12 protein-coding genes are annotated in these 16029 nt (G+C 42.6%); 4 read left to right on the forward strand and 8 right to left on the reverse strand.

The genetic code is table 11. The features are described 5' to 3' along the window. Position 1 precedes the first annotated feature (1 nt). From gatB to ENLAB_RS01205, 6 genes are all read right to left on the reverse strand, one after another. On the reverse strand, positions 2 to 1432 hold the full coding sequence (gene gatB / locus ENLAB_RS01180; protein WP_005225979.1) for an Asp-tRNA(Asn)/Glu-tRNA(Gln) amidotransferase subunit GatB: 1431 nt from the start codon (positions 1430 to 1432) through the stop codon (positions 2 to 4). Beyond that, the gene (gatA, locus tag ENLAB_RS01185; RefSeq protein ID WP_244352244.1) at positions 1429 to 2901 is read right to left on the reverse strand and encodes an Asp-tRNA(Asn)/Glu-tRNA(Gln) amidotransferase subunit GatA; all 1473 of its coding nucleotides are present in this window, start codon (positions 2899 to 2901) and stop codon (positions 1429 to 1431) included. The genes gatB and gatA overlap by 4 nt, the downstream gene beginning before the upstream one ends. Then, the gene (gene gatC, locus ENLAB_RS01190; protein WP_244352246.1) at positions 2901 to 3206 is read right to left on the reverse strand and encodes an Asp-tRNA(Asn)/Glu-tRNA(Gln) amidotransferase subunit GatC; all 306 of its coding nucleotides are present in this window, start codon (positions 3204 to 3206) and stop codon (positions 2901 to 2903) included. Before gatC ends, gatA begins: the two co-directional genes overlap by 1 nt. A 215-nt stretch (positions 3207 to 3421) precedes the next feature. Continuing rightward, on the reverse strand, positions 3422 to 5452 hold the full coding sequence (gene ligA, locus ENLAB_RS01195; protein WP_244352248.1) for an NAD-dependent DNA ligase LigA: 2031 nt from the start codon (positions 5450 to 5452) through the stop codon (positions 3422 to 3424). A gap of 13 nt (positions 5453 to 5465) precedes the next feature. Next, positions 5466 to 7709 (reverse strand): DNA helicase PcrA, encoded by a 2244-nt coding sequence (gene pcrA / locus ENLAB_RS01200; RefSeq protein WP_081118592.1) that lies wholly within the window; start codon positions 7707 to 7709, stop codon positions 5466 to 5468. 211 nt (positions 7710 to 7920) lie between these two features. Then, complete coding sequence (locus tag ENLAB_RS01205; protein ID WP_244352250.1) at positions 7921 to 9387, reverse strand: alpha-amylase; 1467 nt, start codon at positions 9385 to 9387, stop codon at positions 7921 to 7923. 205 nt (positions 9388 to 9592) lie between these two features. On the opposite strand from ENLAB_RS01205, the gene ENLAB_RS01210 reads away from it, so the two are divergent. Genes ENLAB_RS01210 through ENLAB_RS01220 form a run of 3 tightly spaced genes read left to right on the forward strand, consistent with a single transcriptional unit; the run spans position 9593 to position 13201 of the window. Further along, entirely contained in the window at positions 9593 to 10348 is a 756-nt protein-coding gene (locus ENLAB_RS01210; protein ID WP_086292307.1) for a DeoR/GlpR family DNA-binding transcription regulator, read from the forward strand. Continuing rightward, positions 10345 to 11262 carry a 1-phosphofructokinase gene (pfkB, locus tag ENLAB_RS01215; protein WP_086292306.1) on the forward strand — a complete coding sequence of 306 codons (918 nt, stop codon included), beginning with the start codon at positions 10345 to 10347 and terminating at the stop codon, positions 11260 to 11262. Before ENLAB_RS01210 ends, pfkB begins: the two co-directional genes overlap by 4 nt. Positions 11263 to 11275: 13 nt before the next feature. Next, positions 11276 to 13201, forward strand: a complete 1926-nt coding sequence (locus ENLAB_RS01220) for a PTS fructose transporter subunit IIABC (RefSeq protein ID WP_244352253.1) — start codon at positions 11276 to 11278, stop codon at positions 13199 to 13201. Between the two features lie 42 nt (positions 13202 to 13243). Here ENLAB_RS01220 and ENLAB_RS01225 read toward each other — a convergent pair whose 3' ends face one another. Further along, positions 13244 to 14575: a hypothetical protein gene (locus ENLAB_RS01225; protein ID WP_195265074.1), complete on the reverse strand. Its 1332-nt coding sequence runs from the start codon at positions 14573 to 14575 to the stop codon at positions 13244 to 13246. Between the two features lie 129 nt (positions 14576 to 14704). On the opposite strand from ENLAB_RS01225, the gene ENLAB_RS01230 reads away from it, so the two are divergent. Then, entirely contained in the window at positions 14705 to 14881 is a 177-nt protein-coding gene (locus ENLAB_RS01230) for an SPJ_0845 family protein (protein ID WP_244352255.1), read from the forward strand. 111 nt (positions 14882 to 14992) lie between these two features. Here ENLAB_RS01230 and ENLAB_RS01235 read toward each other — a convergent pair whose 3' ends face one another. Beyond that, positions 14993 to 15874 carry a helix-turn-helix domain-containing protein gene (locus ENLAB_RS01235; protein WP_244352256.1) on the reverse strand — a complete coding sequence of 294 codons (882 nt, stop codon included), beginning with the start codon at positions 15872 to 15874 and terminating at the stop codon, positions 14993 to 14995. Positions 15875 to 16029: the final 155 nt, after the last annotated feature.

Genomic DNA, 16029 nt, shown 5'->3' on the forward strand with positions numbered 1-16029 from the left:
CTTATCGCTTTGCTAGTTCTTCTTGCAACAGCTTGTTCACAACGCCTGGATTCGCTTGTCCTTTGGTTGCTTTCATGATTTGACCAACTAAGAAACCGACTGCACGGTCTTTTCCGTTTTTGAAGTCATCGACGGATTGTTGGTTGTTATCTAGTACTTCATTGATCATTGGTAGTAATTGCGCAGGATCTGATAATTGGATCAATCCTTTGGCTTTTACGACTTCTTCAGCGTCGCCGCCGTTTGTGATCAATTCTTTGAAGACTTTTTTCGCAATCTTCGAACTGATCGTGCCATCGGCGATCAAACGAATCATTCCCGCTAAATTATCTGGTGTCAATTTCGTTTCTGGCAGTTCCAATTTCTCACTGTTCAGATACGCTGAAACTTCACCCATCAGCCAGTTAGAAGCTTGTTTGGGATCCGCACCGGCATCAATGGTTTTTTCAAAGAAATCGGACATTTCTTTTGATAAAGTCAAGACCATTGCATCGTATTCTGGTAAGCCCAATTCAGAGATGTAACGAGCCCGGCGTTTTTGCGGCATTTCTGGCAAGCTTTGACGTACACGTTCAATCCATTCATCATCGATCACAAACCGTGGGATATCTGGTTCTGGGAAGTAACGATAATCAGAAGAACCTTCTTTGACACGCATCAATAATGTTTTGCTGGTTGCTTCATCAAAACGACGAGTTTCTTGTTGGATCTCGCCTCCAGAAAGCAATACTTTGGCTTGGCGTTTTTCTTCAAATGCCAGACCTTTTTTCACGAAGGACATAGAGTTTAAGTTTTTCAGTTCTGTTTTTGTTCCGAATTGTTCTTGGCCGTAAGGTCGCAACGAAATATTCGCATCGCAACGCATAGAACCTTCTTCCATTTTCACATCGGATACTTCTGTAAACAAGATGATTGAACGCAATGCTTCTAGATACGCATATGCTTCTTCCGGTGAACGCATATCCGCTTCGGAAACGATCTCGATCAAAGGGGTTCCTTGACGATTTAGATCAACATAAGAATAACCGCCTTTGCCGTGCATGTTTTTCCCGGCATCTTCTTCCAAATGAACTCGCTCGATGCGGATTTTTTTCTTTTTACCTTCCACTTCGATCTCGATCCACCCATCATGACCGATCGGTTGATCGAATTGTGAAATTTGATAGGCTTTTGGATTATCAGGATAGAAATAGTTTTTGCGGTCGAAATGTGTTTCTTTTGAGATTTCACAATTCAACGCAAGCGCAGCTTTCATCCCAAATTCGATAGCCGCTTTGTTCATTACTGGTAAAACACCTGGATAGCCCCAGTCAATCACATTCGTGTTGCTATTTGGTTCAGCGCCAAAGTGAGCAGGTGCTGGAGAAAAAATCTTTGATTCTGTTTTTAATTCTACGTGGACTTCAAGCCCAATGACTGTTTCGAAGTTCATGCCTTATCCCCTCCTAAAATCACTGGTTTTTTCGTGTGGAAATCAGTTGCTTGTTCAAAGGCATAAGCCGCTTTATACATGGTTGCTTCATCAAAATGTTTCCCAATGATCTGCAAGCCGACAGGCAGTCCTTCAGAAAAACCTGCTGGAATCGACATCCCTGGCAGTCCTGCTAAATTCACAGGAATGGTTAAAATATCATTCAAGTACATAGTGATCGGATCATTGATATTTTCTCCAATACCAAATGCTACCGTTGGGGAAGCTGGGCCAATGATCAAGTCGTATTGGCTGAAGACCTTATCGAAATCTTGTTTGATCAACGTTCGTACTTGACCGGCTTTTTTGAAGTAGGCATCGTAGTAGCCAGCACTTAGTGAAAACGTACCTAACATGATCCGACGTTTTACTTCTTCCCCGAATCCTTCACTGCGAGAATTAACATAGACATCTTCTAAATTGCTGACATTCTCTGAACGGAAACCGTAACGGATGCCGTCAAAACGTTGCAAATTAGAACTTGCTTCTGAAGAAGCGATGATATAGTAAACAGCTACCCCATACTTTGAATGTGGCAAGCTGACTTCTTCCACGGTCGCTCCTAACGCACGGAAAGTGTCTGCAGCTTTTAAGATCGCTTCCCGGACGCCCGTTTGAATTCCTTCGCCTAAGTATTCTTTTGGCAAAGCGACTTTCATGCCTTTGATATCACCAGTCAAACCTGCTGTAAAATCAGGAACAGCTGCCCCGGCTGACGTACTATCTTTTGCATCAAACCCACTGATGGCATTTAATGCGATGGCATTGTCTTTCACCCCACGGGTCATTGGACCAATTTGATCTAACGAAGATGCAAACGCGATCAAACCAAAACGAGAAACCCGTCCGTAGGTTGGCTTCAACCCGACGATTCCATTGAAAGCTGCTGGTTGGCGAATCGAACCACCCGTATCGCTACCTAATGATAAAGGGACTTGTCCCGCTGCAACTGCAGCCGCCGAGCCACCTGATGAACCACCAGGTACTTTTGTCTCGTCCCAAGCGTTTTTTGTTTTCTTAAAGAACGACGTTTCCGTACTCGCCCCCATCGCAAATTCATCCATGTTTAACTTACCTACTGGAATCATGTCTGCTTGGTAAACTTTGTCCATGACGGTTGCATCATAGATTGGGTCAAAGTTGCCTAAAATTTTAGAAGCAGCTGTTGTGCGTAGATCTTTGGTAACAATGTTATCTTTGATCCCAATGGGAATCCCTGCCAACATATTGCTTTCAGTGATACCTTTTTGATCGATAGCTTGCGCTAACGCATGGGCTTTTTCTTCGTTCAATGCAAGAAACGCATCGACTTTCGGCTCTGTTTCTTTAATGCGAGCAAAGGTTTCGCTCGTTAGATCTGTCGCAGTAATTTCCTTTGACACTAATAAGCTATGCAATTCTTCTAAGCTTTTATTATATAGTTCAGTCATTAGGCACCCGCCTCCCCATTGTCAATGATTGCAGGCACTTTAATAAAGCCTTCTTCGGATTCTGGAACATTTTTCATTAATTCATCACGGTCCCAGCCACCTGTCGTTACATCTTCACGCATCACATTGATCGTTTCTGCGACATTCGATGTAAAGGGTACTCCTGTAGTATCCACTTCTTCAAGTGTTTCTATCATATCAATAATTTTTCCTAGCTGAGAGGTAAACTCATGTAATTCATCATCTGAGAATGAAAGTTTTGCTAGTTTGGCAACGTGTTTGACTTGTTCTTCGCTGATCGCCATAAAATCCTCCTCTTTCTCGCATCCGTAATCTACGTTTACGTTTTTCCAATGTATTGTATCATTTTTTTAACAAATCATGAAATAGAATTTGAAAATTATCAAATATAATTGCAAATAAAAGCAGAAATCATTTCTTTCCTCGTATTGCAGGGAAGAAATGATTTCAATTAGACAAGAAGAAACAACTGCTTCTCGTCTGTGACAATACTTAACAGTTATTGATCTGCCGAATGACTGCCTTCGATCGCAGCCACCATTTGAGCTTCATCCCAAACGGTGACACCTAGGGATTGTGCTTTGGTCAGTTTGCTGCCTGCTTCTTCCCCAGCAACAACGATATCGGTCTTTTTCGATACACTGCCTGTTACCTTCCCACCGAGATTTTCAATTCGTTCCTTGGCTTCTTCGCGGGTGAAATGACTCAATTTCCCTGTCAAAACGATTGTTTTCTCTTTAAATGGCGACTCCACTTCTTCCAATTGATCCGTTCTCAGCCCTAGATAAGCAAAGTTGACACCCGCTTTTTCAAGTTCATCTAAAAGGTCGTGAACTTCTTGATTGTCAAAATACGTAACGACACTTTCGGCAATTGTAGCACCAATGGTTTCCAACGAAATGATTTCTTCTTCTTTGGCTTTGCTAAGGGTTCGAAGATCACCAAAATGTTCCGCTAAAATCCGAGCCGCTTTGGCACCAACATGACGGATGCCTAGCCCGAAAATCAAGCGCTCAACTGAATTTTCTTTGCTTTGATGGATGGCACGCAAAAGGTTATTAGCTGATTTCTCTTTGATTTTATCGAGGGTCAGCAATTGTTCTTCTGTTAAAAAGTACAAGTCGGCCACATCTTTGACTAAGGATTTATCGAACATTTGCTCTAAAACACGTGGCCCTAAACCATCAATATTCATAGCGTTTCGGGAAACAAAGTGGCTTAACCCCTCTTTGATCTGCGCTGGACACTTCGGATTGATACAACGCAAGGCAACTTCTTCATCTAAATGGATCAGCTCACTCCCGCATTCGGGACAATGTGTAGGCGATTCAAAGGGTTGACTTGCTTCCGTGCGCTTTTCTTCCAAGACTTTCGCAACCTCTGGAATAATGTCCCCCGCCTTATAGATGATGACCGAATCGCCAATGCGAATGTCCTTCATTTTAATGAAATCTACATTATGCAAACTGGCACGGCTGACCGTAGTTCCGGCAACCCGGACAGGGGTCATAACAGCGGTCGGTGTCACAACACCCGTTCGTCCCACGGTCCATTCGATCGTTTCGATCACTGTTTCCGCTTCTTCCGGTGGAAATTTATATGCCGCCGCCCATCGGGGTGCTTTTACGGTAAAGCCTAGCGCATCTTGATCTTTAAAATTATTGACTTTGATGACAACACCATCTATCTCGTAAGGAAGCTCACTGCGCTTGTCATGAAACTCTTCGATATATGCCCATACCTCATCGATGGTGTGGCAAACTCTGCGTTCGTGATTTGTACGAAAGCCTAATTGATCTAATTCATTCAATGCCGAAAATTGATCATTGGCTTCAATCGGACCAAAATCAGCCAGTGTGTACAAGAAGGTGCTTAAGTTTCTTTGGGCTGCGATCCGTGTGTCTAATTGTCGCAAGCTTCCAGCAGCTGCGTTTCTCGGATTGGCGAAAACTTCCACCCCTTCTTCTTCTCGCTGTTGATTCAACTTCAAAAACGAAGCCTTTGGCATATAGCATTCGCCACGAACTTCCAACGAGATTGGTTCTTTTAATTTTAGTGGGATCGATTTGACGGTCTTTAGGTTTTCTGTAATGTTTTCACCTACCGTACCATCCCCTCGAGTTGCTCCCCGAACAAAGCGCCCTTCTTCATATTTTAATGAGATAGACAATCCATCGATTTTTAACTCGCAGACATAATCTACCGCTTTCCCCAATGCTTTTTGAACACGGGCATCAAAAGCCACGATTCCTTCTTTATCAAACACATCGTTCAAACTATAAAGTGGGATATCATGGGTGACTTTTTCAAAGCCAGGTAAAATGATGCCACCTACTCGTTGGGTGGGCGAGTCTTCGGTTACTAGCTGCGGGTAGTTGGTTTCAATTTCAACCAGTTCTGCATACAGCTGATCATAGAGATAATCTTCAACAGAAGGTTGATCTTTAACATAGTATTCGTAGGCGTACTGATTTAATTGCGTACGTAGCTCTTCTGCTCGTGATTGGATTTCTTTTGAAGGGACATCCATCCTAATATCCTCCTTATTTTTCAACTTTTTCAATCGGCGCAAAGGCCGCCAACAGTCGTTTGACGCCTTGTTGTGGGAATGCCACATCTAATTCGATGTCTTGCGCGCTGCCAGTCGTCCGAACGACCGTACCGATTCCCCATTTTTTATGTTGAACTTTCTCGCCAACTTGCCATGTATTCCCCGCTGCAGAAGTCTGTTGCTTAGAAGCGACGGTCGTTTGACGCGGCTGTGTATAGCTCGGTTTAAAGACTTTTGGTTGAAACGGTGCAGCAGCTTTAGGCTGTGAACGCTCGCCTAATGATTGCAGCAGATCTTGTTCGATTTCTTCGATAAACCGTGACGGACGATTGTATTGGGTACGGCCGTATAATGTTCTGGAAAAAGCGTTGGTCATAAAGAGCTCTTCCTCGGCACGAGTGATCCCCACATAAGCAAGGCGCCGCTCTTCTTCGAGTTCGCTTTCTTCCATTAAAGCTCGAGAAAGCGGGAAGATATTTTCTTCCAACCCAATTAAGAATACCACTGGAAACTCTAGTCCTTTTGCCGCATGCAAGGTCATCAAAGTCACTTGACTACTTTCTTCTTCATAACTATCGACGTCTGACAATAAAGCTAAGTCATTTAAGAAAACACTCAACTTCTCATCTGGTGCATCTGCATCGTCTTCGTTTTGCGCCTCAAACCGTTTGTCGAATTCTTGGGTAACCGATAAAAATTCTTCCAGGTTTTCAAGTCTAGCTTGTGCTTCTAAATTATTCTGGTTGACTAACTCTTGACGATAACCCGTTTTTTCTAATATTTCTTTCGTCAGTTCGGTTACTGAGAGGTAAGGAACCATTTGGGCGAAGCCATCCATCATCATCCCAAAGCTTCCTAATTCTTTGCCGGCCTTCCCCGAAATATTTGCTAACTCGACGTTCATGGCTGCTTCTAACAATGACCATTCATGAAGATTCGCAAACTCTCGTAGTTTCTCGACGGATGTCGCACCGATCCCACGTTTTGGTACATTGATGATTCGTTCCAAGCTGATGGAATCACGAGGATTGGCGATCGCCGATAGATAAGCCAAAATATCACGGATTTCTTTGCGGTCATAGAACTTTCTGCCGCCGACCATCGTATAAGGAACGTTGGCTTTTAAAAGCATTTCTTCAATGATCCGTGACTGGGCGTTGGTCCGATACAAAATCGCAAAATCACCGAATTTACGGTTCTTTTCTGCAATTTGTTTCTGCATTTCACTGACGATAAATCGCGCTTCATCTCGTTCACTATCCCCGCGATAATAAGTGATCTTTTCCCCATCACGATTTTCTGTCCACAGATTTTTATCTGGACGGTTGCGGTTATTTTTGATTACTTGGTTTGCCGCATTTAAAATCGTTTGCGTTGAACGATAGTTTTGCTCTAACAAAATCGTCGCGGCATCTGGATAGTCCTTTTCAAAGTCTAAAATATTTTGCATGTTGGCACCACGCCAACCGTAAATACTTTGGTCCGCATCCCCAACAACACAAAGATTTCGAAAACGAGCGGCCAACAAATTGACCAGCGTGTATTGGGCGTGGTTGGTATCTTGGTATTCATCGACATGGATATAGTGGAATTTCCGTTGGTAAAATTGCAGCGCATCTTCATTGTCTTGGAAAAGGCGGATCGTATTCATGATTAAATCATCGAAGTCCATGCATTGATTATTGCGCAGCTCTTTTTGATATTTTTCATAACAACGACCTACGATCTGCTCAAATAGACTACCTTCCATGGCTTGGTAAGCTTCAGGTGTCAATAGCTCGTTCTTTGCATGAGAGATCGTTCCCAAAATGGAACGAGGATCATATTTTTTGGGATCGATATTCAATTCTTTTAATACCCGTTTCATCAGGGTATTTTGCTCAGAAGAGTCAATGATGGTAAAATTCTTCGAATAGCCAATACGATCAACATCCCTGCGCAAGATTCTGACACACATCGAGTGGAAGGTTGAAACCCAAACGTCTTCTCCACCTGATCCTAATAGTTGACTGACCCGTTCCTTCATTTCACGTGCCGCTTTATTCGTAAATGTGATGGCTAAAATATTCCATGGATTCACATTTTTTTCTTCTATTAAATAGGCGATTCGGTGGGTTAGGACACGGGTCTTCCCGCTTCCTGCACCTGCCATCAGCAGCAACGGTCCTTCCGTATGCATAACGGCTTCTTTTTGCCGTGGGTTCATGCGTTCAAGTAATTCACTTTTGGATGACATGGTTTTAAACATCCTTTCTTTCTCAATCTTCTCAATTATAGCATTATCCGGGAAAGGGGAAAACCGAACGCTTTGAAAACTTTTAATTAAAAGCGCTTTGATTTTTTCCCTTACGATTCATGCGATTTTTCAAGAGAAAGCAGGCTTGGTTTGTTTACATAATAAAAAGGCTGTAAACCTGCCAGCCTTTTTATTCGTTTGAAGATTTTGGTTAACTAAAGTACTTCTCTACTAGTTTTTCATTTACATAAATCGAGACTTGCCCATCATTGACCGGGAAAACACCTTTTCCGGTATCATCTAAAACAACTTTCGCTTCATTATTTCTCAATATATCCACGAAAGTCTCTCCACCATGGATCGCACTGATAGTCATTTCTTTTTCCGCTCCTTGGGCATTGGTCATCACGACCGCTAATCCAGAAAGCTCATGTTCATAATCGCCAGTTAATACCCAGCCAATACAGTTAGGATCATCAAAATAGTCCACTTGATTCCCAAATGCAAGCTTCTCTCGAAGTTTCAGCATATGGACCAAAGCATCACCAACAGGAGCGATTTCTTGCGCGGGAATCCCAAATAAATCCCCCCAGAAAACTACGGGTACGCCAGCTTTACGTAAAAGGATCAATGAATAGGCATGGACTTTAAACCATCCGTCTATCCAAGATTGTAAACTTTGTCCGACTTGCGTATCATGATTGTCTACAAAAGTCACCGCATAATCTTCGCGCGCGGCAGTCAGTGTACCGGCAAAAATTTGACTCATATCATATTCGCCATTCGAGTGAGATGCTTCATATAAATTATAGTGCAAAGGCACATCGAATAAATAAATCAGATTTCCTGAAGAATCTAAATACTCTTCTAATTTTGGCAGATCCCCTGACCAATATTCTCCGACAACAAATAGTGGTTTGCCTTTTTCTTCCCGACGATTCAAGATCCAATCTGCGTAATAGTTGAACTCAATGTGTTTCACCGCATCTAGTCGATACCCATCAACGCCGGTCAGTTCTTGGTACCATTGGCCCCATTTATTGAGTTGTTCCACTGTTTCGGGATTTTCCATGTCCAAGTCACAACCCATTAAATAGTCGTAATTGCCCATCTCATCATCCACTTGGTTTTCCCAGCCCTTATCAGCGAAGTTAAAAATCCCGTGGTCTTTGTTGCGGTCATCATAATCGACACCAGAAAAATTATGCCACGTCCAAACGTAATCATTGTACGTCCCCTGACGTCCTGGGAAGGTGAACTTGGTCCAGGCTTCGATTTCTTCCTCATCACTGATCGGTTCATTCCGGTTTTCGGTATTGTATTTGACCGCCGGAACGACTTCTTTTTCATCGGCACCAATCAAGTGATTGAAGACGATGTCGGCATAAACCTCTACTCCTTGTTCTTGCAGTGCTTTGATAGCTTCTAGATATTCATCCTTTGTCCCATATTTTGTTGGCACCGACCCTTTTTGATCGAACTCGCCTAGATCATAATAATCATAGACACCATACCCAACGTCTTCGGACCCAGCTGTCCCTTTATAGGCAGGCGGCAGCCAAATTGCGGTAAATCCATACTCTTTGATTTCTTTACTCATTTCTTTCAATTTGTTCCAATGCTGGCTATCTGCCGGCAGGTCCCATTCGAACCCTTGTAAAATGACTTTGTTATTCATTTATTTATCCCCCCTTACTTCAATTAAGCCAAATAATAGTAAAAATTGTCAAATATAAGGATAGCGATCAAATCAAAATGACGGTTATCATGACCGTTTATGACCGATTATAATTATTCACGCTTACATTTTGAATGTTTTTTACTGTTTATGATTGAATTTGGATGAATCATATGGTATCATTTCAAGTGAAGAGGTGATGAAAATGCTTACAGAGGAGCGTCATCAAGCAATTTTGGCACGATTGGAACAAGAAGAGATCGTCAAGGTCAGCGAACTGATTCAACTGTTGGATGCTTCAGAATCAACGATCCGTAGAGACTTGCAAGAATTGGAAGACAAAGGATTTTTAGTCAGAATTCACGGTGGAGCCAAGAAAAGCCAGCAATTAGGCTTCGAACCAAACATGTCAGAAAAAACGGCGAAGTTTCAAACGGAAAAGCAAAAAATAGCAAAAGCAGCTGCCCAGACGATCAAAAATGGTGAAGTCATTTACTTAGATGCTGGAACAACGACCCTCGAAATGATTCCTTTCCTATCGGCTATCACAAGCCTTAAGGTGGTCACAAACTCCGTCAAGCACGCTTCCCTACTGATTGATCACGGGATCGACACCATGATTTTAGGGGGAACCATTAAGATAGCTACGAACGCTGTGTTAGGGATCAATGCTGGAGAACAACTGCGAAAACTACGCTTTAATCGTTGTTTTATGGGCATGAACGGGGCTCACTCTGAGGCTGGGTTCACCACACCCGATCCTGAAGAAGCCCTGATCAAGCAGATTGCATTAGAGCACAGTCAACAAGCCTATGTCTTGCTAGACCATTCCAAGTTTCAGCAAACAACTTTTGCTCAAGTTGCCTTTATCGAAGGGGCTACGATCATCACCGATTATTGCCCAAAAAACTATCTAACGAAATTCAGAGCAAAAACAACCATTATGGAGGTAATACAATGATTTACACAGTAACACTCAATCCATCGATCGATTTTATCGTCCACGTCGATCATTTGGAGATCGGCGCCCTCAATCGAATGAAACAAGACTTTAAACTACCTGGTGGCAAAGGAATCAATGTCTCACGGATTTTGAAGCGAATTGGCATCTCCTCGACTGCCCTTGGTTTTGTTGGCGGATTTACTGGTCGTTTTATTGAAGAGTGGCTGACCAAAGAGGAAATCAACAGCAACTTTACACAAGTCGCTGCCGATACCCGAATCAATATCAAATTAAAATCTGGCGAAGAAACTGAGATCAACGGGCTTGGTCCAGTGATCAGTGACAAGGAAATCGGAGAACTAAAACAACAACTAGCCGCTCTTTCTGCCGAAGACATCGTCATCCTATCAGGAAGTAAACCAGCTGGTCTTCCAGCCGACTTTTATAAAGAATTGATCAAAATCGTTAAAGAAGCCGGTGCGGAATTTGTCATTGATACGACCGGTGCGGAACTTTTTGATGCTTTAACGGATCAACCTTTGTTGATCAAACCAAACAATCATGAATTAGCCGAACTATATGAAACTTCTTTTTCAACAATCGAAGATATTTTGCCTTATGGTCAAAAAATGTTAAAGGATGGTGCTAAAAATGTCATCGTCTCTCTAGGTGGTGATGGTGCCCTGCTCTTTACTGGCAATGAGATCTATCGTTCCAATGTGTTGAAACGACCTTTGAAAAATTCAGTTGGTGCTGGAGATTCCATGATTGCTGGATTCATTGGACGTTACGCGAAGACCAAAGATGTGGTTGACGCATTCAAATGGGGTGTCGCTTGTGGCAGTGCTACTGCTTTTTCTGATGATTTAGCTGAGGCGTCATTTATCGAAGAACTACTACCGGAAGTCATTATTGAACAAGTAAATTTATAGGAGGATGGAAAAAATGAAAATCAACGAGTTGATGCTGAAAGATGCCATGATCATGGACTTGCAAGCAACAGACAAAAAAGGTGCCATTGATGAAATGGTCGCAAAATTATATGCTGTCGGACGAATTTCAGATATCGAAGTCTACAAAGAAGGAATTCTTGCCCGAGAAGCCCAAACATCAACAGGGCTAGGTGACGGCATCGCAATGCCCCATGCCAAAAATAGTGCGGTCAAAGAAGCGACGGTCTTATTCGCAAAAAGTAATGCGGGTGTCGACTATGAGGCGTTAGATGGACAACCAACGTACCTCTTCTTTATGATTGCAGCACCAGAAGGAGCAAATGATACTCATTTACAAGCATTAGCAGCTCTCTCTCGCTTATTGATCGATCCAGATTTCGTTGCTAAATTAAAAACAGCGACAACTGCTGATCAAGTACAGCAACTTTTCTCAGAAGCTGAGACACAGCAAGAAGCCGATGCTTTAGCAGAAGAAGCGGCAAACCAAGAAGCAGCACCTACTAGCGAACGTCCCTATATCGTCGCAGTTACAGCTTGCCCAACAGGGATCGCCCATACCTACATGGCAGAAGATGCTTTGAAAAAGAAAGCCAAAGAACTTGGCGTTGACATCAAAGTTGAAACAAATGGTTCAGAAGGAATCAAAAATCGTCTAACAGAAGCTGATATCGCCCGAGCTACTGGTGTGATCGTAGCTGCCGATAAAAAAGTTGAAATGGATCGCTTTGACGGCAAACATTTAGTAAACCGTCCAGTCAGCGATGGTATCCGTAAAACCGAGCAATTAATCAATGAAGCAATGAGCGGAACTGCTCCTGTTTTTCATGGTAGCGGCCAAGCTTCTGATAAAGAGGACGCTTCTGCTGATGGTTCAGTCGGTCAACGAATCTATAAAGATTTGATGAATGGTGTTTCTCACATGCTACCATTTGTTATTGCCGGTGGAATCATGATCGCTATTTCCTTCATGGTTGACCAGTTCATGGGTGTCCCTCAAGATGCCTTGAGTCAATTAGGAAACTACAACCAAGCAGCTTCTTGGTTCAATCAAATCGGTAGCGCGGCATTTGGTTTTATGCTACCTGTCTTAGCTGGATTTATCGCTTCAAGTATCAGTGACCGACCTGGATTGATCGTCGGTTTCGCAGCAGGTGCTTTAGCAAATACAGGTGGTGCTGGTTTCTTAGGTGCCTTGATCGGCGGTTTCCTAGCTGGTTACGTCATCAAGTTCTTACGTTCATTATTCAAAGGCTTACCAAAATCATTAGAAGGAATCAAAACGATCCTCTTCTACCCTGTTTTCGGTCTTTTGATCACTGGTTTCTTGATGTTATTGATCAACGTGCCAATGAAAGCCATCAACGATGGTTTAAACAGCTTCCTGACCGGCTTAAGTGGCACAAATGCTGCTTTGCTTGGTGCGTTGCTAGCAGCGATGATGGCAGCCGATTTAGGTGGCCCAATCAACAAAGCCGCTTATGTTTTCGGTACTGCAACATTGGCAACCACCGTTGCTGAAGGTGGTAGCGTCGTGATGGCATCAGTAATGGCCGGCGGAATGGTTCCTCCATTGGCAATTTTTGTCGCAACACTATTGTTCAAAAACAAATTCACGAAAGACCAAAAAGAAGCAGGTTTGACAAATATCGTCATGGGGCTATCATTCGTCACTGAAGGTGCAATCCCATTTGCAGCAGCAGATCCACTACGGGCGATCCCAAGCTTTATCGTCGGTTCTGCCCTGACTGGTGCGCTTGTCGGTGCCTTTGATATCCAATTAATGGCCCCACACGGTGGGATCTTCGTTGTCCTATTATTATCTAAACCAATTTTGTTCTTGCTATTCATCTTGATCGGTGCAATTGTTTCTGGCGTCGTATTCGGTTTGTTGAAAAAAGCGCCTGAGCAAACAGCCTAATTGAAAAGACCCGCAAGATCCTCGTGATCTTGCGGGTCTTTTTCATTCTTGATTGGTAAAAAGCTGCTGTTCGACTAGCTTTTGGGTATTCATAAAATATACTCGTAGTTTTTTCCCATCCTTCTTTAGGTTAACCCACGTATATTTGCGCGTGCGGTGCAAATACCCAAAATGAACATCCGGCATCGCTGCTTTCAATCCGTCTATCGGCAGCTCCTTCAAGGCTGTTTCTGGTAAATAAAATTGTAAGCAAGCCGTGTAGTCTTTAAAGCGATCCTCTGAGTAATCAATTTCGAGGTGATTCCGAATATAAAAGGCATATGCCTCGACCCCATCATCTACAGTCAATTCCGGTTTTAATACGATATAATCCATCATGCGCAACCGCTCTTGATCAATCCAAGGAAAATATGCTTGTGCATTCAAGTAACCTTTTACCCGACGCTCCTGGTACTCTTCATTCACCAGGTCGAAGCTTCGAGTGACGAAATGTGTCGCGTTACGCTTAGTTGTCGGCTGCATCCGATCATTTTGGTATTGGATGGTTTGGATCAAGTGATCGCCAAAGGCGTATTCAATATATGGTTCTCTTAAAATACCGACGCCGTTATCCCATGTCAATTGATCGATCCCAGTTTGATCACGAAACAAACGCTGGTAAGAAAGATTCAACTCGTGATCCCACTGAAATGGATCGCGATACAATTCCACCATCACGATTCCTTGATCTCTCACTTGGACTTGCTCAACTTGTTGCGCATCCGTAATGATCACCTGAGGAATGATATGCGCGTAGAATGCCGAAAAGTACATTCGCCAGCAAGAGGTCAGTGTATAGCCATTGTAAAAAACATCGTAACCAGAAAACTGATTGCAGTCGATGACGATTTCTTGTTCAAAATTTTTCCGCTTCGGTAACGCGTTGATTTCAGCAATCGATTGAAAATTTTGTCTTTTCTCGATTCGCTCGACGTTATGCATCAAGTACTCGTCATATGAACGCAAATAGCCGAACAAGCCATCTCTTTGCATCGTTTCATCGAAGTAACTTAAAATAACTGGTTTTTGCGTGGAAAATACGTCTTTCGTAAACAGATGTCGTTGCAACACTGCTTCTTGAATGACATGGATACTGGACTCATTTTGGCCATCCGTCACAATAATTTCTGTATTGATTTCTTCAGGGGCATTATGCAACAACCGACTGATTTCATTAAAATCGTAGGGTTTCTTTTCTTGCTGATTGTAGTAATATTCCGTCGGCTGATAGCTAAGACGAACCAAAGTGAACCAATTCTCAATCAACAAACGCAACTGTGATGCTTCCATTTGTGTCGATTGTAGAAAGCCATAGATTTTTTCAGTTTTGATCATCGCTATCCCTCTTTTCTATCCCCTTTCTTTAATTATAGTAAAGGGAGAAACGATTGAACACTATTTCGCTTTTTTTTGATGAAATCTCAGACCTTTCGTGGTAAACTAAAGGCGCTTGGAGGTGAACCTATGGGCTTAAAATTCCAACGAGAAGACTCGCTAGATAAAATGTTTGATGATTTTGCCTTTCTTCCCGATAACGATAAGGACAATAAAAAGCAACAAAACGATATTGAACGTTTCTTAAAAAACGAACCTGATAATGAGAAAAAAACACAAACAAAAGATAGTAAGAAAGCAGACTAATAAAAAAGGCAAAGGACGCTTCCGTCCCTTGCCTTTTTACTTATGCGAATAGAAAATGAGCCACTGAGTCTACTTAAATGCAACAATCAGAATTGGCATCTAACGATTTCCTTATAGCTCTTCATACATCATGCTTTGACGTAAGCGCACCAAGCCAATGGTCAACAAGCAGAGAATAAGGAAGACGGCTACTAAGATCGTCATCACGAAGATCACCACAAAAATCGGTGAATTTGTAAAATGAATCATTGGTTCAAAGATAGTGGTCTTGATCAAGTCAGGGATCTCCGAGGCTAAGAGTTGTTGAATCGCTTGGTTAAAATCTTCCGTGGTTGAATTTGATGGCAAAACAGCCATAAAACTCCCCACACCGTAATTGGCAACCCCAATCCACGCAATTGCAACATTCGCTAGAGCGAGCCAGCCAATGCCAAGATTACCGACAACAATCGAGCCGACAGCAAGATTGCCAATCCCAACTAAAAAGCCAAAACAGAGGTTCCCTATTGCAATAACACCGGTGCTGACTGTCCCAATCCCTACCATTCCGAAGGACAATAAGCCAATCGATAAAAAACCTAAGCTGACAATTCCCAAAGCAATAACCCCTTTGGCTTTGACACCAAGGCTAAACCAGCCGCTGGCAGTTGGTAACTCTTTTATCAGAACAAAAAACTCTCGAACGCTCGTCACTTGATTCAGTAATAAGAATAAATTGGGAATCAAAATGTGCATTAACGGAAGCCGCAGAACCATCCGTTCACTTTTGTATTCATAATAATAGGTTTCTTTCTTTTCTTTTAGTAACTCTTCCACTGGTGTCCCTAGTAAATCGGCTAGATGAACCAATGTCTCGATATCTGGCAATCCATTCCCTCGTTCCCATTTTGAAATGGCCTTATCAGAAACAAATAACCTTGCAGCTAATTCCTTCTGAGTTAAGTTATGCCTTGATCGATACTCTTTTAGTTTTTTACTCAATGTTTCATGCATTCGACCACACCTCCTTGTTACAAGTTTAACAAATAACAAGGAGATTTTCGCTAAAATTGGGCAAATTTAGTACTCTACGCTACGTAGAGTAGCATAAATCAGCTAATTTCCACTATAAAATGGGAAAACCGAAACGAGTGACTTCCTCGCTTCGG

It is taken from the genome of Enterococcus innesii, from assembly GCF_022846515.1.
Taxonomy (GTDB): Bacteria; Bacillota; Bacilli; order Lactobacillales; family Enterococcaceae; genus Enterococcus_D; species Enterococcus_D innesii.